The 21,845-nt window shown below is 67.0% G+C and carries 23 protein-coding genes; 7 read left to right on the forward strand and 16 right to left on the reverse strand.

Annotation, left to right across the window (positions count from 1 at the left end; all coding sequences use genetic code 11):
- Positions 1-4 precede the first annotated feature (4 nt).
- From AC4ELS_RS30240 to AC4ELS_RS30285, 10 genes are all read right to left on the reverse strand, one after another.
- The gene (locus tag AC4ELS_RS30240; RefSeq protein WP_064958763.1) at positions 5-1,564 is read right to left on the reverse strand and encodes a threonine/serine exporter family protein; all 1,560 of its coding nucleotides are present in this window, start codon (positions 1,562-1,564) and stop codon (positions 5-7) included.
- A gap of 64 nt (positions 1,565-1,628) precedes the next feature.
- A complete protein-coding gene (locus tag AC4ELS_RS30245) occupies positions 1,629-2,285 on the reverse strand; it encodes a class I SAM-dependent methyltransferase (protein ID WP_499050636.1) in 657 nt (218 codons plus the stop codon).
- A gap of 184 nt (positions 2,286-2,469) precedes the next feature.
- Entirely contained in the window at positions 2,470-3,501 is a 1,032-nt protein-coding gene (locus tag AC4ELS_RS30250) for a DUF2278 family protein (protein ID WP_448448708.1), read from the reverse strand.
- A gap of 120 nt (positions 3,502-3,621) precedes the next feature.
- Entirely contained in the window at positions 3,622-4,545 is a 924-nt protein-coding gene (locus AC4ELS_RS30255) for an extracellular catalytic domain type 1 short-chain-length polyhydroxyalkanoate depolymerase (RefSeq protein WP_499050639.1), read from the reverse strand.
- Between the two features lie 194 nt (positions 4,546-4,739).
- Complete coding sequence (locus tag AC4ELS_RS30260) at positions 4,740-5,753, reverse strand: alcohol dehydrogenase catalytic domain-containing protein (protein WP_448448707.1); 1,014 nt, start codon at positions 5,751-5,753, stop codon at positions 4,740-4,742.
- A gap of 75 nt (positions 5,754-5,828) precedes the next feature.
- Entirely contained in the window at positions 5,829-6,485 is a 657-nt protein-coding gene (locus AC4ELS_RS30265) for a maleylpyruvate isomerase N-terminal domain-containing protein (RefSeq protein WP_064885289.1), read from the reverse strand.
- A gap of 9 nt (positions 6,486-6,494) precedes the next feature.
- Positions 6,495-6,962 (reverse strand): cyanase, encoded by a 468-nt coding sequence (gene cynS / locus AC4ELS_RS30270; RefSeq protein WP_055114307.1) that lies wholly within the window; start codon positions 6,960-6,962, stop codon positions 6,495-6,497.
- Between the two features lie 27 nt (positions 6,963-6,989).
- Positions 6,990-8,846 carry a fatty acyl-AMP ligase gene (locus tag AC4ELS_RS30275; protein WP_499050642.1) on the reverse strand — a complete coding sequence of 619 codons (1,857 nt, stop codon included), beginning with the start codon at positions 8,844-8,846 and terminating at the stop codon, positions 6,990-6,992.
- 9 nt (positions 8,847-8,855) lie between these two features.
- Positions 8,856-9,299 (reverse strand): SRPBCC family protein, encoded by a 444-nt coding sequence (locus tag AC4ELS_RS30280; RefSeq protein ID WP_448448703.1) that lies wholly within the window; start codon positions 9,297-9,299, stop codon positions 8,856-8,858.
- Positions 9,296-9,628: an ArsR/SmtB family transcription factor gene (locus AC4ELS_RS30285; protein WP_064878118.1), complete on the reverse strand. Its 333-nt coding sequence runs from the start codon at positions 9,626-9,628 to the stop codon at positions 9,296-9,298. The genes AC4ELS_RS30280 and AC4ELS_RS30285 overlap by 4 nt, the downstream gene beginning before the upstream one ends.
- A gap of 104 nt (positions 9,629-9,732) precedes the next feature.
- On the opposite strand from AC4ELS_RS30285, the gene AC4ELS_RS30290 reads away from it, so the two are divergent.
- Both AC4ELS_RS30290 and AC4ELS_RS30295 read left to right on the forward strand, forming a co-directional pair.
- The gene (locus AC4ELS_RS30290; protein WP_064958769.1) at positions 9,733-10,503 is read left to right on the forward strand and encodes a DUF899 domain-containing protein; all 771 of its coding nucleotides are present in this window, start codon (positions 9,733-9,735) and stop codon (positions 10,501-10,503) included.
- A gap of 44 nt (positions 10,504-10,547) precedes the next feature.
- Positions 10,548-12,110: a class I adenylate-forming enzyme family protein gene (locus AC4ELS_RS30295; RefSeq protein WP_499050645.1), complete on the forward strand. Its 1,563-nt coding sequence runs from the start codon at positions 10,548-10,550 to the stop codon at positions 12,108-12,110.
- Here the strand turns inward: AC4ELS_RS30295 and AC4ELS_RS30300 are convergent.
- On the reverse strand, positions 12,097-13,308 hold the full coding sequence (locus AC4ELS_RS30300; protein ID WP_499050648.1) for a cytochrome P450: 1,212 nt from the start codon (positions 13,306-13,308) through the stop codon (positions 12,097-12,099). The two genes, AC4ELS_RS30295 and AC4ELS_RS30300, sit on opposite strands and share 14 nt — an antisense overlap.
- Before the next feature lie 35 nt (positions 13,309-13,343).
- On the reverse strand, positions 13,344-13,718 hold the full coding sequence (locus tag AC4ELS_RS30305; protein ID WP_499050651.1) for an NYN domain-containing protein: 375 nt from the start codon (positions 13,716-13,718) through the stop codon (positions 13,344-13,346).
- A gap of 92 nt (positions 13,719-13,810) precedes the next feature.
- Here AC4ELS_RS30305 and AC4ELS_RS30310 point away from each other — a divergent pair, with 92 nt between their 5' ends.
- From AC4ELS_RS30310 to AC4ELS_RS30325, 4 genes are read left to right on the forward strand one after another with little or no spacing between them, the layout of a single operon-like run.
- Positions 13,811-15,085, forward strand: coding sequence for a GTP cyclohydrolase II (locus tag AC4ELS_RS30310; RefSeq protein ID WP_499050654.1), 1,275 nt, complete (start codon positions 13,811-13,813; stop codon positions 15,083-15,085).
- On the forward strand, positions 15,082-16,299 hold the full coding sequence (locus AC4ELS_RS30315) for a URC4/urg3 family protein (RefSeq protein WP_499050657.1): 1,218 nt from the start codon (positions 15,082-15,084) through the stop codon (positions 16,297-16,299). The genes AC4ELS_RS30310 and AC4ELS_RS30315 overlap by 4 nt, the downstream gene beginning before the upstream one ends.
- A gap of 10 nt (positions 16,300-16,309) precedes the next feature.
- The gene (gene upp / locus AC4ELS_RS30320; RefSeq protein WP_055114326.1) at positions 16,310-16,939 is read left to right on the forward strand and encodes a uracil phosphoribosyltransferase; all 630 of its coding nucleotides are present in this window, start codon (positions 16,310-16,312) and stop codon (positions 16,937-16,939) included.
- A 56-nt stretch (positions 16,940-16,995) separates the two neighbouring features.
- On the forward strand, positions 16,996-17,622 hold the full coding sequence (locus AC4ELS_RS30325) for a CPBP family intramembrane glutamic endopeptidase (protein WP_499050837.1): 627 nt from the start codon (positions 16,996-16,998) through the stop codon (positions 17,620-17,622).
- A gap of 4 nt (positions 17,623-17,626) precedes the next feature.
- Here the strand turns inward: AC4ELS_RS30325 and AC4ELS_RS30330 are convergent, their stop codons facing one another.
- The 3 genes from AC4ELS_RS30330 to ripD form a co-directional block, all read right to left on the reverse strand.
- Positions 17,627-18,409: a hypothetical protein gene (locus tag AC4ELS_RS30330; RefSeq protein WP_499050660.1), complete on the reverse strand. Its 783-nt coding sequence runs from the start codon at positions 18,407-18,409 to the stop codon at positions 17,627-17,629.
- A gap of 40 nt (positions 18,410-18,449) precedes the next feature.
- Positions 18,450-19,526 carry a M48 family metallopeptidase gene (locus AC4ELS_RS30335; RefSeq protein ID WP_499050662.1) on the reverse strand — a complete coding sequence of 359 codons (1,077 nt, stop codon included), beginning with the start codon at positions 19,524-19,526 and terminating at the stop codon, positions 18,450-18,452.
- Between the two features lie 76 nt (positions 19,527-19,602).
- A complete protein-coding gene (gene ripD, locus AC4ELS_RS30340; protein WP_064879784.1) occupies positions 19,603-20,232 on the reverse strand; it encodes an NlpC/P60 family peptidoglycan-binding protein RipD in 630 nt (209 codons plus the stop codon).
- 346 nt (positions 20,233-20,578) lie between these two features.
- Between ripD and tenA the strand changes: the two genes are divergently transcribed.
- Complete coding sequence (gene tenA, locus AC4ELS_RS30345; protein WP_448448690.1) at positions 20,579-21,262, forward strand: thiaminase II; 684 nt, start codon at positions 20,579-20,581, stop codon at positions 21,260-21,262.
- A 56-nt stretch (positions 21,263-21,318) separates the two neighbouring features.
- Here the strand turns inward: tenA and tpx are convergent, their stop codons facing one another.
- A complete protein-coding gene (gene tpx, locus AC4ELS_RS30350) occupies positions 21,319-21,810 on the reverse strand; it encodes a thiol peroxidase (protein ID WP_055114335.1) in 492 nt (163 codons plus the stop codon).
- Positions 21,811-21,845 lie beyond the last annotated feature (35 nt).

Below are 21,845 nucleotides of genomic sequence, written 5' to 3' on the forward strand. Positions count from 1 at the left end.
TGACTCAGCTGTCGGGCTCTGCGGTCTCGTCGTCCTCGGGCTCCTCTGCCGGGGCTGCTTCCAGGGGGACGCTTTCCGCGCGCGGAGTGCCGACAGCCGACGTGTTCTCGGCCGGTTGGAGGCGGACCACCTGGCCCACCGCCCGGCGCAGGCCGGGCGGTCCTTCTTTCCGGAAGAACTCACCGATGCGTCCGGCGCGGTACCGCAGCGGGGAGCCGAGCAGCTCACCCATCACTACGCCGCTGCCGAGTGCCAACGCCGTCGCTGCCGCGCTCAGCAGGTGTGCGAGCCCCTCTCCGAACTTCTCGTCCACGGCGAACGCGAACACCGCCCAGAACACCGAGAGGCCGGGCAGCATCGGCATGATGCCGGCGGTCGCCGTCACGAGCGCGGGAGACTGCCGGCGAATGGAGATCAGCGTCGCCAGGAAACCGACACCGACGGCCGCGATCCCGGTGGCCGCCCACTGGCCGAAGCCGGCCGTCCCGAGCCCGATCAACGTCAGCTCGGCCAGCCCCGCTGCCAACCCGGCGGTGGGCAATGACCGCAGCGGTGCATAGCTGGCCATGGTCAGGCAGATCCCGGCCAGCGCCGCACCCACGACCGCCAGGACGATCGGCAGCGGTCCTCTCGGCGTGATGAAGGTGCCTGCCGTGTTGACGTGCAGTTCGATCTGGATCCCCAGCAGGGTGGCGGCCTGCAGGGCACCGGTGATGCCCACGACGATTCCCGCGGTGAGAAACACGGCGTCACCGAGTCGCGCGACCGCGGTGACCATGTAACCGGTCAACGCGTCCTGCACGGCACCGACCAGCGTCATCCCGGACAGCAACAACACGATCCCGGTGGCGACGAGCGCGCTGAGACCCTGCCCCGTGTAGCGGTAGGCCGCCAACGCGATCAATGTCGCAATCGCCGCGCCGACCGCGTGCTGAAAGAAGAACGGCGTGCCGATCCGATTCAGCAGACGGCCGACCCGGTCGATCAGCGCAGCCGTCACGGTGGCCAGCAGGCAGGTCAACCAGTTGCCGCCCAGCAGCATCGCGATACCGAGCGCGAACCCCGCCCATCCGGCGGTCGCGAGCCACCGAGGGAACGGATGCGGGCTCTCGGTCAGCTCGTCCATGGCCTCGTGCGCCTCGTCGACGGTGATACCGCCGGAGGTGATGCGCCGGACCAGACGATCGAGTTCGGCCAGCCTGGTGTAGTCGGTGGACCTGGTCCGCACCGCCCGCATGATCGTGACCGGAGGACTGTCCGTGGTGGGCAGTGCCGACACGATGATGGTCGCGACGGTGATGTCGACGACGCAGTCGGTCAGCCGGTACGCCTGCGCGACGTCCTGGGTGGTGGCGACGACGTCGGCGGTACCCGACCCCGACGAGAGCATCACCTCGGCGAGCCGAATGGTCAGGTCGAGAACCTTGCGGGTGTGCACATCACCCATGCCGGCCGACGCGCGACTGCGCCGGCCGGCCACCGGTGCCGGATCACGACGCCCACGCAGGGCCATGCGCAGCCCGCCACGCAAGCGGTCCCTGCCGTTCAATCCTTCCTCAGCCATTTGTGTGCAGCGTAGTCATGAACCGCCGCGGGCCGGTGGAAGCCGGGCTGCCGGTCGGTTCAGGTCACCCGGCGCGGTCGGCAGCCCGGATCACGTCGGACCCGACGAAGGTGAAGATCTGGGCGGCCGGTGTCACCGGTTCGGGTGACCCGGTGAAGCGGTGGGCTCCGACGCCGTAACTCACATCCGGCTGCGACACCCAGACCGGATCGAAACCGCGCTCGTCAAACCAGTTGAGGATCAACGGAATCCGGTCGGGAACGGTGCGGCCGCGAGTCCACAGCACCGTGCCGCCGGTTCTGGTCAGCTGAGGCAGGAAGCCGATGGTCCGCTCGATGTCCTCATCGGTGATGTTGCCGAAGATGCCGCACGCCACGACGATGTCGGCGGGGACCAGGTCCTGGTACTGGTCGATCAGAGCGGCGTCACCCGTTACCACCTCGACCCCGGTCAGCCCGTACCGGTCCACGGTTTCGGCGGCGATCTCGGCGTTGCGGGGATCCAACTCGACCAGGCGCGCCCGAACGTCGTCGCGTCGCGGATGGTCGGTCAACACGTCGAGCAGATCGCGCCCCTGCCCGGCGCACAGGCTGACGACCCGCAGCGGGCCTGCCGGAGCCTCGTCCAGCGCCTGCCGGATCAAGGTCTGCACCGCGCGAAGCCGGTGTGCCAGTGCCGAATCCGGCCGGTCGTAGTCGTCGTGCCAGCTGTGCCAATCCACGACCGAACCGTAACGCCACGGTGCTGTTGGTGGCGCCGCCCGCGGGCGGCACCATCCGAACGTGCTTGACTGCGCCCTGCTTCGCGCAGGGTGAATCACGCAGGTAACGAACGGTATTCGGTCACACGAGCGGGTGCCTTCGGAGCGCGGCGAGGGTTTACCGCGGCGTGATGAATACTGGCGGCTAACGCTGGAACCGCACGTAGCGGTCCACGGCGGCCGCATCGCCTCGGGAGTACGTGACGCTGTCCACCTGGGTGCCATGATCATCGACCAGCAGAAGGTTTCCCCCGGAGTTGCCGAGCTGTGCGCCTGACCCGTCGAGCACGACGACTGCCGATGCACCACCGGCCAGGTCGGCATCCAGTTTGCTCTCCCGACCGTTGCGGTCGACCAGGCGCCAACCGTGCAGTGACACTGCCTCGGTGGCGTAGTTGCCGATCACCACCGCTTCGTGTCCGGGGTCCGGGCCGGTGGGATTGATCAGCGCCCGCTCCAGATACGCCAGGCCCGGGGTCACCTCGCCACCGCCCCCGGCCGCCCCCACCAACCGGGAGAGGGGCTGTGCACCCGGTGCCGCGTCGCCCTGTGGGTCGGTAGGTACCCGCTGGGTCTGGAAGGCGAGCAGGATGCCGACGACACGATCGGGAAAGGCCAGCAGAAGACCGCCGTCGTGGAAGGCCCCGTTGTCCCCCGCGTGCGCACCGACATTGCCCTGGTTCATGTGGATGTCGTGAACACCATGCAAACCGTCGGTGTTACCGAAGTCGGCATCGATCGGCTTGTGCAGGTTGCGGTCGAATTTCGCACCGAAGGCATAGAGTTCGCCGCCGGCGGTCTGGCACTGGGTCAGGTACAGGCTCAAAAGATCCTGCAGGTCATCGGCATTCGCGTTGCCACTGGGCGGAAGCGCCCGGCCGAGCGTGAAATCGAACAGCGGCGCCTTGACGTAGTCCAACGAGGACGCTGACGTGCCGGGGGTGACAGAGAAGCCGGACGCCACCGCGGCCAGTCCGTTGACGACGGGATGTCCGACCAGCGGATCCACCACCCAGAAGACGACCTCGCTGCCGTCGTTGGATTCGACGTTGACCGCGACCCGCCACGGTTGTCCGGAGTCGTCAACCGCCCGGATCTGCAGGTGCGGGGTGGACTGGCCGTCTTCCCTGACGAACCGATCCGGTCGTGCGCGCAGAACCCCATAGGTGATCGCCATGATCGACTCCTGTCGTTTCGATGCGGACACAAGGGCTTTCATGTGCCTGCACCCGCAGAAACTATCGACCCGGCGTGGCGCGGACACGCGTAGCGGACTACCCGAAACGGAGAACCGCGGTCATCTGCCGTGGGAGGCGAAGAACTGCCCGGACGCATCCGAGGCGTCGAAGGCGTGGCTGGCTGCCCCGACAGACTGCACGGGAAGGATCTCGGGTACGCCCGGCCAGGTGTGCCCGCCCCCGTCGACCCGCATGAACACCACCGATGTTCCGCCGGCACACCCGTCGGAGGCGATGCGGTGGGTTTCGGTGCCGTCGCCGGTGCTGGGCAGCACCTCGTCCGACGGAGCCGGGCAGCCGTTGATCTGACGCCACCGGTCCACCATCGCCGGCCCCGACACCACGGTGCTGCCTCCGCCCCGCCCCGTCATCGGCCCACCGTTGAAAGGCACGACAGGGTCGGCCGTCCCGTAGGTGGCGAGGACCGAAACGGGCCTGGACGGATTGCAGCCGACATTTGTCCCCAGCGTGCCGGCCACCGGGGCGATCGCGGCGAACAGGTCGGCGCGATCACACGCCAGTCGATTGGCCATGAATCCACCTGCCGACAAACCCGTGGCATATACCCGGCCGCGCGGGATGCCGTTCTCGGCGACGAGGCGATCGACAAGGGTCGAGATGAACCCGACATCGTCGACCCCTTGACGGTCGGGCACCGAGGCGCCGCGGCCGTCGGCCCAGCTGTAATCGATGCCATCGGGGTAGACCACGGCGAACCCGTGGGCGTCGGCCACCCCGTCGTAATGGGTGAGCGCCGCCTGATCGGCTCCGGTCGCGCCGGCAGCGTGCAGATTGACCACCAGCCCGGACGGTGGGCCCCCGGCCGGTAGGTGGAGCCGGTAGGTGCGCAGCGTGCCGCCGAAGTCGATCTGCGCCGACGGTAAGGGCGCAGCCCACGCGGGTGTTGGCGCGGCCGTACATCCCAAGAGCGCAACGAGCGCTACGGACACCACTGTTCTGAGCCGTCCCGGCGTGAAAAGCACCGGGGCAGAGTAGATATCACGGGCGAACTCTTGGGCAACGCCAGGTGACCTACCGGAGAAAACCCTGCCGGCAACCGTCGCCATCCGCTTCCACGCCATTCCGGCCCCCACCGATTCGTCGTCCAGCAAACGAAGTTCCGACGCTACCTGTTCGCTGTGACCAGTGGGGCGAGAAAACCGGATTCGACCGTCGATCAGATGGTCAGGACCATGCGGTAGCGCGCCTGTCCCTGCTCCATGGCGGTGTAGGCGCTCGACGCCTCAGCCAGTGGGCGCTCCTCGATCCGGGCCCGCACCCCCGACAACACCGCGAAGTGCATCGTCTCTTCGACGTCACGTGCGGTTCCAGACGGGTGCCCGGAGATGGTCAGCGCGGGCTGGATCAGTTGCACCGGGCTGATGGGCAACGGATCGGCGGACACCCCGATCGCCACCAACTCGCCGCGGGGCGCGAGTCCGCCCACCGTCTCGGCCATGGCCTGCGAATTCCCCACCGTTGCCAGGACCACCGCCGCGCCGCCCAGGTCTCGCAGAGCTGCGCTGACGTCGCCTGCGGTCGAGTCGATGTAGTGCCGGGCCCCCAGCGAACGGGCATCGGCTTCTTTGCCGGGGCCGCGGGCGATCGCGACGGTCTCGAAGCCCATCGCGCTGGCGAACTGGAGCCCGAGATGCCCCAGGCCGCCCACACCCAGCACCGCGACCACGTCGCCGGGCAGGGCCCGGGTGTGTCGGAGCGCGTTGTATGTCGTCACCCCGGCGCACCCCATCGGAGCGGCCTCGGCGAAAGACAGTTCATCGGGGATCCGGGCGAGCGCGTTGGCCGGCACCGTCACGGATTCCGCGTATCCGCCCGGATAGTGCAGGCTCGGCACCTGGCCCTTCTCGCAGACGATGAAATCGCCCTTCCGGCAAGGAATACAGACTCCGCAGTGCCCGCCGAACCAGCCGATCGCCACCCGGTCCCCCACCTCGAAATCGGTGACGCCCGCGCCCACTTCGGCGATGGTGCCGGCGATCTCATGGCCCGGCGTCACCGGCCACGCGATGCCCGGGAATCCGCCGTTGAGAATGGCTCGATCGGTGCCACAGACCCCACAGGCGGCCACGGCGACCCGGACCTGTCCCCGATCGGGCGAGAGGGTCTGAGCGTCAACGAGTTCCAGGGTGCCGCCAGCTGACTGGACGTGAACAGCTCGATGAGTGGCCATGTGAATCCTTACTGTCACCGTCGGGATGTCTCGCCATCATGGACCGTCGACGGCCCGCTTGGCCAGGGTCTGCGCTCAGCCCAGGATGAACGGCAGCTGTGCCGCCGTCTCTCCGAGAGCGGTCAGCTCCAGGTCTGTCGGCGCCCGCCTGCCGGTCCCCAGCCGGAGGGTGTCGTCATCGGAGAACTCCGCGGGGAACCGCGCGCCCGTGATGTCCCCCAACATCGCGCGTGAGCGGGCCAGCCCCGCCGCCGGTGGGCTCGGTACCCCCGGCAGGTGCGCGACCAGATCAAGGTGGTGCAGTGTCCATTCCAGGACGTAGGCGTCGAGGTAGTCGCCGACGGTGAGAACCTGTCCCTGCGTGCCCACCCGAGCGTGCGGGTCGGCAAGGTCAGCGGCTCGTTCCGCGGCCGAGCCCACGTCGTCGAGATGAAACTTGAGCAGGGCCGGATCCCCGTATGCCGCCGCCAGCCTGACGGTCAGCGCGTCCAAGGGATCCTTGCCCGTCGGAGGCGTTCTGCTGACCTCCCAGTAGGTCAGCGCGTTACGGGTCGATTCGGCATCGGTCGGGGTGACCAGGGTGATCAACACATCCTGGGCATCAATGACGAGGTGGCACACCAGATCTCGAACCAGCCAACCGGCACAGCCGGAGGGCTGAGCGAAATCCTGGGGATCCAGCGCGGCCACCGCAGCGCGCAGCGCCGCCCACGAGTCTGAGAACTGGCCCACGACTGCAAACTAGCAGCGGACCACTCGCTCGGCCGCAGTCCAGTCGTAGGGCAAGAATTTGCCGTCGAACGTCACCACCACGCGGTCTCCGGCAGGGTGCGGCTTGCGCTGCACATCGACGCTGAAGTTGATGGCGCTCATGATGCCGTCACCGAACTGTTCGTGGATGACTTCCTTGAGCGCTCCGCCGTAGACCTGGAGCGCCTCGTAGAACCGGTAGATGGTGGGATCGGTGGGCACGGCCGTCGGCAGTCCACCTCGCATCGGGACCGCAGCCAGTACCGGAATCACCGACTCGTCCAGCCCGAGGAGATCCACGATGATCCTGCCGGACTCGGCCGGTACCGGATGTTGCCCGAGCAGGGCGGACACCGTCCACACCACGGGTCGGTCGATGGCGTCGGCCAGCTGCTGCCACGTCAGGCCCTTGGTCAAACGGGCTTCTACGATCGCGGCGGTGATCTCGTCTCTGCTCATACGAGCCAGCATGCCCGCGGCGAACGGTCACCGCACGCCCAACGTGCCTTCCAGATACTCGCCGCGACAAGCCACGCGGGCCAGCTTGCCGCTGGTGGTCCTCGGAATCGCGCCTGCCGGCAGGAATCGCAGATCCGCGACGGTCAATCCGTGTCGGTCGGCCACTGCCGCGCGGATGGCCGCACCGGCTTCCTCCGGATCGGCCTGTTTGGTGCGGGCGGCGCGTTCGGCGATCACCACCAACCGCGCACCGTCCCCGTCGCCGTCGGGAGTGACGGTGAACGCCGTGACATAACCGCGCCGGACCAGTGGCGACGCGTCCGCCACGGTGGCCTCGATGTCCTGCGGGTAGTGACTGCGACCGCCGATCCGCACCAGGTCGGCCATCCGCCCGGTCACATAGAACTGCCCCTCGAAATACACCCCGAGATCGCCGGTCCGCAGCCAGGTGGCGTCCTCCGGCAGCCCGGCGGCGTGACTGCCGGAGGCGAGACGCGAATGCAACGACACCCCGAACACCTTGCTCGTCTCCTCGGGGCGGGCCCAGTAACCCCGGCCAATGTTGTTGCCGTGCAACCAGATCTCCCCGACCGCACCGTCGGGAACTTCCGCGGAGGGGCCGTCGGCAGTCGCGGGGTCGACGATCACCGCCCACAAGGTGCGGGCCGGATGACCGCACGACACATGTGGGACGGCACCCTCGGCGTGGGCGTTGACGCGGACGGCCCTACCCAGGGTCAGCTGTTCGCGGTCGAAGTAGACCACCGACGACTGCTCGCCCGGACCGATCGTCGAGATCAGCAGCGTCGCCTCGGCGATGCCGTAGGACGGCTTGAACGCTGTGGGCGGCAGCCCGTACGGCGCGAACACCTCGTTGAAGGCCGTGATGACCTCAGGGATTACGGGCTCGGAACCGATGATGAGCACCACATTGCTCAGATCGACGTCCTCCCCCGCGGCGGGAACGCCGCGCTGCGCGGTCCATTCGTAGGCGAAGTTAGGTGCGGCGGTGATCACGCGGCCGTGTTTCGAGGCGTCGGACATCGCACGGATCCATCTCTGGGGCCGGCGGATGAACGCTGTGGGTGACATCAGCGTCGAGTGTCCGCCGTAGACCGCGGGAAATCCGATCATCGACAGGCCCATATCGTGATAGAGCGGTAACCAGCTGAGGCCGTGGGTGTTTCGGTTCAACAGATCGATGGACAGGATCATCTGCAGCAGGTTGGTGCCGACCGCGCGGTGGGTGATCTCCACCCCGACCGGCGGACGCGTCGAGCCCGACGTGTACTGCAGGTGGGAGATGTCGTCGGGATCGACCGAGATCGGGGTGAAGGTGTCCCCCGCCGAATCGGGAATCTCGTCGATGAGCTCGACCCGGGGACGCAGCGTATCCGGCATCGTCGCGAGGAACTCCCGTACCGCGGCATCGCCCGCGGCGGTGGTGAGTACCGTGGTCGGCCGGGAGTCCAGCAGCGCGGTCTCGAGGCGTTCGGCATGCCCCTGCAGTTCCGGTGCGAACAGCGGCACGGCAATGTTGCCGGCCTTGATCGCCGCGAAGAACCCGACGACATAGTCCAGCCCTTGGGGCGCGAGGATGGCGACACGCTCACCGCGGCCGGCCACCTGCTGCAGCCGCGCTGCGACGGCCCGCAGCCGCACGCCCAGCTGCGTCCACGTCAGCTCGATGACCTCTTCGGCGGCCTGGCTGTGATCGAGGTAGCGGTAGGCGACCAGGTCTGGAACGTGGGCGATGTTGCGGTCGATCAGCGATATCAGGGTGGTGCCCGGGGGCAGCACGATGCCGCCGTTCTCGTCCAGGCAGTCCTCGATGCGGAGCAGGCCTGCCGGGGCCTCGTATTGAACCTGAGTGCCGCTGTCCATGCCCGCAGTCTAGGTCGCGGCGCCTTCGAGGCGGGCCGCCAGTTGCTCGAACGTGAGGGTCCACCCGCTGTGGAAGTTGTCGAATTCCTCTGGCGGCAAAAGGGAATGCTCGATCGACATCATCGTCTGCCCGTCGCCGGCCGGCTCGAATTCGACGTTGACGATGCTGACCACGGTCGGGTCGGACCAGTCCGAGTTGCTCCAGGTGAATCGCAGCACCCGTGGCCGGTCGATGGTCAGGAACTGTCCGGTGATCAGCACGCTCGAACCGGAATCGTCGATGTCGAAGCGCACGATCCCACCGACGCGAGGCTCGACCGCCACTTCGACGCAGTACACCGGCCGCGGGCACATCCATTCCCGCAGCGACTCGGGGTCGAGCCATTCGTCGAACACCACATCGGGCGCCGCGGGCATCAATCGCCGCACACGGACCGTCGGCGCGTCGGTCATCGGGAATCTGCCTTCCGCCGCAACCGGGCGGCCAGCGCATCCGCGCGACTCGACCAGAAGTCCGTCTGCTCGGTCATCCACTGCTGAGCCATGGTCAACCCGTCCTGTTTGAGCGAGACCCAGTGCTCTCGACCTCGGATCTCGCGCTGTACCAGACCCGCGGCCTCCAACACCCCGATATGGCGCGAGACACCGGCGAAGGTCATCGGCAACGGGGCAGCCAGGTCGCTGATGCGGGCGTCGCCCGCACGGAGTGCCTCCAACAGCCGGCGACGGGTCGGATCGGCCAGCGCCGAATACGCGCGGTCCAGAACTTGATCTTCAACCACCTTGTTGACTATAGCCGCGGACCGTGGTTACCTCGAGGAACATTATTCAACTGATTTGTTGAACGATTGAAGAGCGTTGCAACGGACTGACGACGGGAGCAACCATGAAGAATCCACCGATCGTGCCGGCCGCCGACTGGCAGACCGCACTCGACGAAATGCTGGTCAAGGAAAAAGAATTCACCCACGCACGGGACCGGCTCGCGGCGTTGCGCCGACGCATGCCATGGACGCCGGTGGACAAGGACTACGCGTTCGAAGGCCCCGACGGCAGCGCCACACTGCTCGACCTGTTCGCCGGACGACGCCAGCTGATCGTGTACCGGGCGTTCCTCGATCCGGGTGTGGACGATTGGCCGGAACACGGTTGCGTCGGCTGCTCGTTGATGGCCGACCACATCGGCAACCTGGCCCATCTCAACGCGCGCGACACCACTCTGGTCTACGCCTCGCGCGGGTCCCAGGCCGACATCGCCCGGATCAAGACACGCATGGGGTGGAGTCATCCCTGGTACACCATGGTCCCCAGGCCCGGCGCGGAGTTCGACGTGGACTTCGGGGTCGACGAGTGGCACGGCACCAACGCGTTCATTCGCGACGGTGACCGGATATTCCGCACCTATTTTATCGACAACCGGGGCGACGAGGCTTTCGTCAACACATGGAACTTCCTGGACATGACCGCACTCGGCCGACAGGAAACCTGGGAGGATTCCCCACCGGGATACCCGCAGACCAAGGCATACGAGTGGTGGTCATGGCACGACACCTACCCCGAGCATGAGCCCTCGCGGTGGTTCGGCGATCCCGACCCAGACAACCCGCGCGATCCACGCCCGCCGCGCGACGACTGCGCGGCCTGCGGAAGCCACTGACCCACCGCGGTCAGGCCATCGCCCGCCATTGAGAAGATGGGCGGGTGACGCAACCCCCGCTGACCGTCCCCGCCCTCCTGCGGCACAGTGTCGCCGAGTTCGGTGAGTCCGTCTACCTGACCACCCCCACCGAACGGCTCACCTACCTCGAGGCCGAGCAACGGTCGGCGCGCCTGGCGCGGTGGCTGCTGCACCAAGGGGTGGGCAAGGGCAGCCGCGTCGGCCTGTTCTTCCCCAACGGTGCCGAGTGGGTGACGTGGTGGCTCGCCGTATCCCGGATCGGCGCAGTGGCCGTGCCGCTCAGCACCCTCTACACCCCCGCCGAGATCGCAAAGGTGTTGCGGCTCGCCGACATCGGGCTTCTCATCGCCCCCAACACGGTGCTGAACATCGATGTTGCCGACCGGTTGGAAGCCGCGCTGCCCGAGCTTGTCGATCACTCCGGCAGTCGACTCGCGCTGACCGCCGCCCCCTTTCTGCGTCACATCGCGGTGATCGGCGGCAGCCCCCGGCCGTGGGCGTCGAGCGGGTGCGATGCCGCCGCCGACGTCGTATCTGCCGACGTTCTCGCCGCCGCGGAGACCGAGGTATCCCCCGCCGACCTCGCCATCATGGTGCACACGTCGGGCTCCACGGCCGATCCCAAAGGCGTCCTGCACACCCACGGCACGCTGGTGCGGCAGACCTCGACCTGGACCGCCGCCATCCGAGCGATCACCGGGTCGCAGGACCGGTCCCGAATCCTGTGCGCCATGCCGTTCTTCTGGATCGGCGGACTGCTCGCTGTCACCGGCGCCCTACACGAGCCGGTCACCCTGGTGGTCATGCCGAAACTCGATCCGGAGACTGCACTGGATCTTGCTGAGCGGGAACGAATCACCGGGATCGTGGGCTGGCCGGCATTCACCCAGCGGCTGCGTGACCACCCGTCGTTCGCCCAGCGCGACCTCAGCAGTGCACCGATGCTGCGCGACGGCCCGCTGGACATCGCCATGACCGACGTGCCCGACGGATTCCCGGTGCACCGCACCATGTCTGAGACCGCGGGCGGGTTTGCCTTCACCGACATGGCCATCGTCGACGAAGACGGCTCCCCGGTCGCTTCCGGGGAGACCGGCGAACTGCTGGTCCGAGGAATCGGGGTGATGGCCGGGTACAACAAGCGCGAACGGTCGGAAACCTTCGACACCGACGGCTGGTACCACACCGGCGACAAGGTGTACCGGCGCGACGGCGACCCCCGACTGTTCTACGTCGGGCGAACCACCGATCTGATCAAGGCTGCCGGGGCCAACGTCTCTCCGTTGGAGGTCGAGGCCGTCATCGCCGAGTCGGCCGACGTGGCTCACTGCGTGGTCGTCGGCATCGACGATCCGCAGCGCGGCGAAGAGGTCTGTGCGGTGGTGGTGAGCAACGCGAACCTCGACCTTGGAACCCTGGCCGCCTATGCCCGGGAACAATTGTCGGCCTACAAGGTCCCGACCAGGTGGGTGCTGACCACCGCCGACCGGATACCAACCCTGCCCAGCGGCAAGTTCGACCGGAAAACCCTGCGGCAGCTGGTTGTCGACGGCGAACTGGAGTCCGCCCGCCTCACGCCGCGCTGAACCGCACCGGCATCGAGTGGATACCGTTCATCAGATTCGAACGCACCCGCTCCACCGGCCCGCTGACCTCAAGATCCTTCATCCGGTACAGGATCTCGGGAAAAATGGCTGCCGCCTCCACCCGGGCCAGGTTCGCGCCGAGGCAGAAATGTGTTCCCCCGCCGCCGAAGGCCAGATGCGGGTTCGGGTCGCGGCCGATGTCGAGGCGGTCCGGGTCTCCGAAGCGCGTCTCGTCGCGATTGGCCGAGGGGAAGAACATCGCCACCCGCTCCCCTTCGGCGATGCGCACACCGCGCAACTCGGTGTCTTTCGTTGCGGTGCGGGCGAATACGTTCACCGGGCTGACGTAGCGCAGCATCTCTTCGACTGCGGTCGGGAGAAGTTCCGGATCGGCCGCGAGCCGGACTTGTTCGTCGGGATGCTCGATAAGGGCAAGTGTTCCCGCCGCGACCAGGTTGCGGGTGGTGTCGCCACCGGCGTTGATCAGCAACAGGAAGAACAAGTTGAACTCCAGGTCAGTGAGGCGTTGACCATCCACTTCGGCCTGCAGCAGCGCACTCGCGATGTCGTCGGCCGGGTCGGCACGCTTGCGTTCGGCAAGTGCCGACGCGTATTCGAACATTTCGCCCAACGCCTGCATCGCCGACTCCGTGGGAGTGCCGACCCGCTCCGTATTCATGATTTCGGTCAGCTCATAAAGCCGGCGACCGTCCTCATGCGGGATCCCGAGCAGTTCGGCGATCACATACGACGGCAATGCGCCCGCGACGTCGGACACGAGATCACATTCGCCGCGGTCCAAAACACCGTCGACGATCTCGGCCGCCAGGTTTGTCACTCGGGAATTCAGTCGCGCCACATGCCGCGGGGTGAACCCCTTGCTCACCAGCTTCCGCAAGGCGGTGTGTCGCGGCGGGTCCATCGTCAGCATCATCAAGCTGAGCTGATAGGCCTCCTCCGACCGAGGAACGTCGAGCATGACCCCGGTCTGCTGTGAGGACCACGTTGCACTGTCGCGCGACACGGCGAGAATCTCGTCATAGCCGGTGAGCGCCCAGAAACCCGTATCACCGTACGGGTGCCACGCGACGGGGGCCCGCCGCCGAAGTTCACGGAACGCCTCGACCGGGATACCGGCCTGGTAGACGGCAGGATCCGTCAGGTCAACACCGCTGATGCCGACCGCATCGTCGCCCATGCCGGTGACGGTAATGCAGCAGGGCGCTCGGGTATTCAGAACGAGGCGATCTGGTCCCGGAAACCGGCGGCCGGTCGCACGAGCGCGCCCGCGTCGCGGACCCTCGCGGCCAGCCCGCCATCCGATGTCACGACGGTGATCTCACCGCGTCGCGAATCCGCCTGAACCAACCGCACGATCTCGTCGTCCGCCGAGTTCGCGTGCGCCCGTGGGGCATGGCCGATCTCGATCACCGCAGACTCCATCGGCGGCGACGTGGGCCCTTCGAACACCACCGTGACCCGGTGTCCCCCGGCCACGGCCCAGCGCTCGAGCACCTCGACCAGACCGGCCATCGCGCTGCGGCGATCCTTCCACCAGCCGTCTGGCTTGGATCCGATCACGTTCATCGCGTCCACGATCCACCGCATTCGATCGACGTTACGGGCACACCGCATGCAGAACCTGCCGAATCGGGGTTGACTGGACGGTCTCAGTCGAGCGCGGAGGAAGGGGCACCGACATGGTCGTCGAATCAAGTGGTGCATCCGCGGAGCCGACGAAGGCAAGACATATCCGGTTGACGTCACACAGTGCCGTCGCGGGTACCCCGACCATTCACTGGGCCGCGCCGACTGCAGCCGAGCGGGGTCCGGTGATCGGTACCACCACCACCCGCGCGCACCGCAACGTGATCGGCACCCACAGTGGCTCTTACAGCGTGTACCGGGCTCTGGCCGTCGCCGCGGGCGCCCTCTCCCCGGAGCACCGTGCCGATCTCACCAATACCTCCCCCACCGATGTGATCGGGCCCTACCCCCAGTGGAGCCAACCCGAGACGATCGTCAGCCTGGATCCGTGGGGCGCGATGGTCGCTGACGCGTTCGCCGCGGAACTGGGCGCCGGCTATGACATCCGGCCGACCATCGCGGTGACCAAGGCCCATGTGATGGTGCCGGAGGTCGCCACCGCCATCACCACCGGCCGACTGCATCCCGACGGCCAGATACTCCTGGAAAACGGTGCGGCCCTGGTGACGAAGGCAGCCATCGAGCCGGTGTGGTTCCTGCCGGGCGTCGCAGCCCGGTTCGGCTGCACCGAGACCGCCCTGCGCCGGGTGCTGTTCGAGGAGACCGGCGGGATGTACCCCGAACTCGTGACCCGTGGTGACCTCGAGGTGTTCCTGCCGCCGATCGGCGGGCAGACCGTGTACATCTTCGGTGCACCACACGATTTGGCCGATCCGACCGTGGAACTGACCGCCAGGGTGCACGACGAGTGCAACGGTTCGGACGTCTTCGGCTCCGACATCTGCACGTGCCGGCCCTATCTCACGCACGCCATCGAGGAATGCATCGCCGGTGCCCAGCGTGGCGGGGTCGGCTTGGTCGCCTATTCACGCAAGGAGGGCCGCGCACTCGGCGAGGTGACGAAATTCCTGGTCTACAACGCACGCAAGCGCCAGGACGGCGGCGACACCGCCGATCAGTACTTCGCCCGCACCGAATGCGTGGCGGGGGTGCAGGACATGCGGTTCCAAGAGCTCATGCCCGACGTCCTGCACTGGCTGGGAATCCGCAAGATCCACCGCCTGGTGTCCATGAGCAACATGAAATACGACGCCATCACCGGTTCCGGGATCGAGGTCGGCGAGCGGGTCAACATCCCCGACGACCTGATCCCGGCCGACGCCCGGGTGGAGATCGACGCCAAGATGGCCGCCGGCTACTTCACCCCCGGGCCGGTGCCGGGCGCCGACGAACTGAAGATCGCCAAAGGCCGCGGACTCACGCCATGACCACGACCACGGCCGGCGCGGCCGCAGTCGCCACGCTGCGCACAACCACCGCGATCCGCGAACGGGCGCAGCACCTTCTGCAGCGCGCCCGGGTCGGCAACTCCGCCTGGTTCCTGGTGGATGACGATGCTCTGGACCGGGCAGCCGCCGAGGTCGCAGACGTCACCCGCAGCCGCTACCCGACACTCGCCATCCCCTACCACGGCAGGTGGCGTCATTTCGAGGCCGGAGGTGTGGATCGTCGGTCCGAGTTGGACTCGCGCACAGCCGATTCAGATGCCGCGTCGCGTGCTCGATCGATGATCGACCTGGCCGTGGTGAGCGTGTTGCTCGACGCCGGCGCCGGACCTGATTGGCACTACACCGAGCCCGGCACCGGCCTTCGCCTGACCCGCTCCGAGGGCCTGGGGGTCGCGAGCTGGCACGCGTTCGGCAGCGGATTGTTCTCGAGCGATCCTGCCGATCCGCTGCAGGCAGATGCCGGCGCACTTCGCGGCCTCGACGACGAAATCCTGGCGGCCGCTTTTCAGGTGGATCTCGGAAATCCATTGCTCGGCCTCACCGGCCGGGTGCAGCTGCTCCGCCGCCTGGGCACCCAATTGGCCGCTCGCCCTGATGTATTCGGGCCGGACGGCCGTCCCGGCGGACTGTTCGACAAGGTGACCGGCCCGACGGTCACGGCACACGACCTACTCTCGGCGGTGTTGGACGCACTATCGGGAGTGTGGCTCACCGACAACGCCATCGGCGGTCAACCACTCGGCGACTGCTGGCGGCATCAGGCGACTCCGGGCCCCGGCCTGTCACGCGGCTGGATGCCGTTTCACAAACTGTCCCAGTGGCTGACCTACTCCCTGCTGGAACCGTTCGAACGAGCCGGCGTCGCCGTCACCGAACTCGATGCCCTCACCGGCCTCCCCGAGTACCGCAACGGCGGTCTGCTGCTGGATACCGGAGTGCTGCGGTTACGTGATGCCGCGCTCGCCGAGAAGAACTGGGCGGTGGGCGACGAACTCGTCGTCGAATGGCGGGCACTGACCGTCGCGCTGCTCGATGAGCTGGCACCGCTCATCCGCGACCATCTCGGCGCTCCACGACTGCCGCTGGCGTGTGTGCTGGAGGGCGGAACCTGGGCGACAGGCCGCGCGCTGGCCGCACGCCTGCGCGACGGCGCACCGCCGTTGTCCATCATCAGTGACGGCACGGTCTTCTAGGAACGGCGATATGGGCAACCTGCACGTCATCGATCATCCGTTGGTGCAGCACAAGCTGTCGCTGATGCGACAGAAGGACGTGTCCACCAAAGGATTTCGCCAATTGCTGAACGAGATCTCGATGCTGATGAGCTACGAGGTGCTGCGTGACATCCCAGTCCACGACGTCGACATCGAGACACCCCTGGAATCCACTACCGGAGCCGTGATCGACGGCAAGAAACTGGTGTTCGTGTCCATTTTGCGGGCCGGAAGCGGCATCCTGGACGGCATGCTCAGCGTGATGCCCAGCGCCCGCGTCGGCCATATCGGCCTCTACCGGGATCCGAAGACCCGCGTGGCCGTGGAGTATTACTTCAAGCTGCCGGGAGATCTGCACGAACGTGACGTGGTGGTCGTGGATCCGATGCTTGCCACCGGCAATTCGGCGGTCGCGGCGATCGACCGCATCAAGGAGTACGCACCGCGCTCCGTCAAATTCGTCTGTCTGCTGACCTGTCCCGAAGGCGTTGCCGCGATGCAGCAGGCACACCCGGACGTGCCCATCTACGCCGCGGCACTGGACCGGGAACTCGACGAGCAGGGCTACATCGTTCCCGGCGTCGGCGACGCGGGTGACCGCATCTTCGGAACCAAGTGACCGCACATCGCTGGGGCCTCGGCGCCTTCATCGCCGTCGAGGCCGTCTATCTGCTCATCTCGGCCGCGTTCGGTATCTTCGCACCCCCGGGGCCGCCGCCGCCCTGGTTGATCACCCTGGCGATCGGGGTACCGACACTCGTCGCCGCGACTCTGGCCGTTGCCATCGCGAAATGGCGCGGCAACGGCCCCCGCATCGACTTTCGATGGCAGTGGTCCTGGCGTGCCGCCGGTCTCGGGTTGGCGTTCGGCATCGGGGGCCTGTTCGTCACACTGCCCGCCGCGTTGCTGTACCAGGCGATCGTCGGACCCGACGCGACCTCCGCGGTCGGCGGGGTCTACGAGGGCGTTCGAACCGGCTGGCCGTTGGCAGTTACCGTCCTGCTCCTGGTCGCGTTCGTCGCACCGATCTGCGAAGAGGTGGTGTACCGCGGACTGCTGTGGGGTGCGCTCGAGCAACGGTGGGGACGCACCGTCGCGGTGATCGTGTCCACCCTGGTGTTCGCACTGGCCCACCTGGAGCCCGAACGGGCCCCGCTACTGCTCGTCGTCGCCGTCCCGATTGCGTTGGCGCGGCTCTACTCCGGAAGTTTGTGGGGCGGCATCGTCGCCCACCAGGTGACCAACCTGCTGCCGGGCCTCGTGATGATGTTCGGACTGCTGGGGATGATGCCGGACCGCTGAGGTACTACCTCTTGCGGTCACGCACCTTGTACGTCGAGGGCCACGACATTCTGGATTCATCGCCCAGCAAGGGCGTCGCCGATCCACCGACCCGGACGTCGTAGGCTTCCTGCCCGGCGCCGACCTCGCGATTGGCGTGCTCCTGCGCCAGATAGTAGAGCTGGTCGATCTCGGCCTCGGAGAACGCCACGAAAGTGGTTTTGCGCACGATGTCGTTCATGCCCGCCGTCATCCGGTCGGGCAGTACCCGCGAGGCCAGTGCCGCCAGCCCGAGCAGCGTGAACGGGATGACCCAGTAACAGATGAACGACAACGGCGTCTTGGTGTCCAGGATCGTGGCATCACCCTGCACCAACGGCGGTATCGCCGCGGAGATCGTCATCCCGGCGAACGCGCCCACCCAGATCCAGGTCAGGATCTTCACAATCCGTTGGAACAGATCACTTTCCACAACTCCGGGCGGCTGGCCCGCTGCGGCGAACTCCAGCACGAACGGCTTGCCGATCAGCTGACCGATCAGGGCGACCAGGAAGATCCCCGCGGCACTCAGTGGCTGTATCCAGCGCTCCATCACATCCTGGCTCAGCACCAGGGTGAGGATCGTCAGCACGATGAAGGTCGCGAGTGCACCGACCTCCAAGGTGCGCCCCGGTGCCCCGGAGATCCGGCTGATCGTGAATGTCGCGATGGCCGTGGCCAGCGCCACCAGCACGGCGACCAGGAACGGCACGTTGCCGACGAGAACCCAATAGATGATCCACGGCGCGAAGCCAAACAGGATGCCCACGAGCGCCTAGTCTAGGGGCTTACCGTTGTTCCGACGGCAACTACCCGTCGGTCGACTGTTCGTCACTCGGCCGGGTGTTGCGGCGCCATTCGGAGATCTTGCGGCCCATCGAGTCTGCCGCATTCGTCGCGGCCTGCCCCACTCCGTCGACCACCCCGCCCAAGCCATCCCGGATGCCCCGGATCAGCGGGTCGTTGGACTGGTCGAAACCGTCCTTGTAGTGGCGTGCCGCCGCGCTGACGTCGTCAGCCCAACTCGCGTTCGCATCCTCGGACCGCAGCGGATAGTTGCCGGCCATGATCGCGCCGTATCCGCCGGTGTCGACCCACTTGGTCAGTGCCGCCGCCCGGAGCACCGAGAACGGATGCGTCTGCATTTCCAGATTGAGCAGTTTGAGCACCCCGTCGCGCATGTCGCCGGTCGCGTCATAATCACGGGCCTGGGCCAGGAACGCCTGCGAGTCGAGCTTGTCGAGGTGCCGGCCGGCCGCCAGCTTCAACTCGACCCGAATCGCCATGTCGAAGTCCTGTCCGCACAGCAGGCCCGCGCGATCGCCCGAAAGCTCGGATTTGCGTTGCCATTCCTGCAACGCCGCGACGATGGCCCGCAGCGCCCAGCCACCGATCGGGACGAAGCCGAACGACGAGGCCAACCGCAGCAGGTGGTGGAGCATCGTGCGGTACACGGCATGGCCGCTGAGCGCATGTCCCAGTTCGTGACCGATCACGAAGCGCATCTCGTCATGTGTCATCAGCTCGTACATGCCCGAGGTGATGACGATGAACGGGTCCTCCATGCCGATGCAGTACGCATTGGCTTCCGGCGACTGGATGATGAACATCTCCGGGCGTACCGGAGCGTCGAGCACCTGCACACACTCGTCGAGCAACGCGTCGAGGTCGGCGAACTGCCGTGGACCCACCCGTGCCGAACTGGCCAGGTACAGCAGCCGGTGCTTGCGTTCGCGCAACATCCCCGACAGCACCTTGAGGACCTGATCGAATCCCTTCAGCCGACGCAGGGCGGTCAGCGCGGTCCGGTCCGCAGGATGCTCCCAGGCACGGGAACTGATACCGGGAAATACGGTCCGCGTGGTCGCAGGTGTCTGGTCTGTCAATGCAGTGCGCCTTCCTCGTCGTCAGCTCAGAGCCTACGGAGGATTGAGCCGCCTCGGACGCACAAGATCTCAGGTGTCAGGCGATGATGCGGACCAGATAGGGCGTCATCCCCTGGGCGCGCACCGGCGTGACCGCGACAGCCGGCTCGGTGCCCTGGATCATCTGGTTGTTGCCGAGGTAGAGCGCCACACTCTGGGTGCCCTCGGGGCCGTAGAAGATCAGGTCACCGGGTAACGCCTGCGCCGGGAGCACCTTCTGTCCGACCTTGTACTGCTCGCCGGACGACCGTGGCATCTTCACCCCGACTCCGCCGAAGGCATACACGATCAGACCAGAGGCGTCGAATCCCACCACGTTCGCCGACGGGTCCGGCGCCAGGCCGAGACCCGGGGTCAGAACCGGAGCGACCGGAGCGGTCACCGCCGGAGTCGAAAGGCCCGGTGTCAGTCCACCACCCACCAGCGGCGGAGTGGCAGGAGCCAGGCCCGCGGCGGCGGGCAGGGAGCGGGCGACGCCACGGGTCGGCCCGTTCACGTCGCCACCGCCGTAGCTGAAGGGCACACCGCGCTGTGACATCGCGCGGGCAATCACCAGATCGACATAGCGTTGGTTGCCGGTCGGGCGTTCGATCGGCGCGGCGCCGGCCAGTCCGGGAGCCGCTACCAGGAATGCCAGACCGAACAGCAGGGCAAAGGTACGTCTCATCGAACATCAACTCTCTCGACCACCGGAGGGTGACACCGACTGCTGGTCGCTGTCAGCCGGGTCAACCATTTGTACCGCTCAGTAACAGGTTTGCCCAATTAGATTGGGGCACAGACTCGATCAGATACAGGACCGTGACCCAACAGTTACCGGAACGGTCCTGGGCGGCCGTTGTGCGGGCCACTTCGGCACCGCCGGGAGCACCGCGCGCCGCGGTGGGTGCCCTCCCCCTCGGCAAAGGGTCGGGGGGAGTTCCGATTTGGCCATGACCGGGGCGAAAATCGTTGTGGTGCAGGCCGGCCGAGAGGGCGCACCACGTTTGCGGATGACCTGACACCATGGTGGCATGCATTCCGACGCGTATCCGCAATCCTGGTCTTCCCGGCTCTGGGAGCCGATCGAGCCGACATTCACCGCGATCCTCGCGCACCCGTTCCTGACCGGCCTGACCGACGGCAGCCTGGACGACGCGGCCTTCGCCCACTACGTGGCACAGGACGTGCACTATCTGCGTGACTATGCCCGCGCGTTGGCCATCGTCGCCGCCAAAGCCCCCACGCTGGCCGACACCGCGATGTTCTCCCGGCACGCCGCCGAGGTCTTCGATGTCGAGTTGGGCCTACACAGCGAGCTGCTTCCCGAATTGGGGCTGGACGTCGAGGCGCTGAACGCGACGCCGATCACCCCGACCACACGCGCCTACACGAGTTATCTGCTGGCCGCTGCCTACAGCGGCACCTTCGCCGAGGGGTTGGCGGCGGTCCTGCCCTGTTACTGGATCTACGCCCGCGTCGGGGCGGCGTTGCTGGATCGGGGTTCGCCCGATCGGCGTTATCAGCGTTGGATCGACAGCTACGGGGGCGACGAGTTCGCCGCCACTGTTGCCGAGGTGCTCGAGCTGACCGATCGGCTGGGACCGACACTGGGCGGGGCGGACGAGGCCGCCGCACGAGCCCATTTCGAGGTCACGGCCAAATACGAATGGATGTTCTTCGACGCGGCGTATCGCCGCGAGCAGTGGCCGATCTGAGCGCCGGCCGGTTCCTCACCGGCGCGGGGCGCGCCGGTGAGGAGGGATGACGACGATCAGAGTGCGGCCAGCGCGGCGTCGTAGTCGGGTTCCTGAACGATCTCCGGCACCAGCTCGGTGTAGGCCACCTTGCCGTCGGCGCCGATGACGACGACGGCGCGTCCCAGCAGACCGGCCATCGGACCGTCGGACATGGTGACTCCGTAATCCTCTCCGAAGCTGTCCCGGAAAGCCGACGCGGTGATGACGTTCTCGATGCCTTCGGCCCCGCAGAAACGGCTCAGCGCGAAGGGCAGGTCCTTCGACACGCACAAGACCGTGGCTCCGGCGGCAGCGGCCCGTTCGTTGAAGGTGCGCACGCTGGCGGCGCAAATCCCGGTGTCCACCGACGGGAAGATGTTCAGCAGCACCGACTTGCCCGCGAACTGGTCGTTGGTGACGGCACCGAGGTCGGTACCGGTGACCGAGAAGCTCGGGGCGGAGCTACCGACTGCCGGCAGGTCGCCGACCGTGTTGATGGGGTTTCCTTTGAAGGTGATCTGTGCCATGGGGCACAGTCTGTCAAAACCGTATGCCGAGCGGG

The sequence above is a fragment of the Mycobacterium shunyiense genome, assembly GCF_058270035.1.

Coding starts and splice junctions, on each gene's coding strand:
- AC4ELS_RS30240 (WP_064958763.1), bottom strand. CDS start 1,564: ATGGCTGAGGAAGGATTGAACGGCAGGGACCGCTTGCGTGGCGGGCTG.
- AC4ELS_RS30250 (WP_448448708.1), bottom strand. CDS start 3,501: ATGGCGATCACCTATGGGGTTCTGCGCGCACGACCGGATCGGTTCGTC.
- AC4ELS_RS30260 (WP_448448707.1), bottom strand. CDS start 5,753: ATGGCCACTCATCGAGCTGTTCACGTCCAGTCAGCTGGCGGCACCCTG.
- cynS (WP_055114307.1), bottom strand. CDS start 6,962: ATGAGCAGAGACGAGATCACCGCCGCGATCGTAGAAGCCCGTTTGACC.
- AC4ELS_RS30275 (WP_499050642.1), bottom strand. CDS start 8,846: ATGGACAGCGGCACTCAGGTTCAATACGAGGCCCCGGCAGGCCTGCTC.
- AC4ELS_RS30280 (WP_448448703.1), bottom strand. CDS start 9,299: ATGACCGACGCGCCGACGGTCCGTGTGCGGCGATTGATGCCCGCGGCG.
- AC4ELS_RS30290 (WP_064958769.1), top strand. CDS start 9,733: ATGAAGAATCCACCGATCGTGCCGGCCGCCGACTGGCAGACCGCACTC.
- AC4ELS_RS30300 (WP_499050648.1), bottom strand. CDS start 13,308: ATGGGCGACGATGCGGTCGGCATCAGCGGTGTTGACCTGACGGATCCT.
- AC4ELS_RS30305 (WP_499050651.1), bottom strand. CDS start 13,718: ATGCGGTGGATCGTGGACGCGATGAACGTGATCGGATCCAAGCCAGAC.
- AC4ELS_RS30310 (WP_499050654.1), top strand. CDS start 13,811: ATGGTCGTCGAATCAAGTGGTGCATCCGCGGAGCCGACGAAGGCAAGA.
- AC4ELS_RS30315 (WP_499050657.1), top strand. CDS start 15,082: ATGACCACGACCACGGCCGGCGCGGCCGCAGTCGCCACGCTGCGCACA.
- upp (WP_055114326.1), top strand. CDS start 16,310: ATGGGCAACCTGCACGTCATCGATCATCCGTTGGTGCAGCACAAGCTG.
- ripD (WP_064879784.1), bottom strand. CDS start 20,232: ATGAGACGTACCTTTGCCCTGCTGTTCGGTCTGGCATTCCTGGTAGCG.
- tenA (WP_448448690.1), top strand. CDS start 20,579: ATGCATTCCGACGCGTATCCGCAATCCTGGTCTTCCCGGCTCTGGGAG.
- tpx (WP_055114335.1), bottom strand. CDS start 21,810: ATGGCACAGATCACCTTCAAAGGAAACCCCATCAACACGGTCGGCGAC.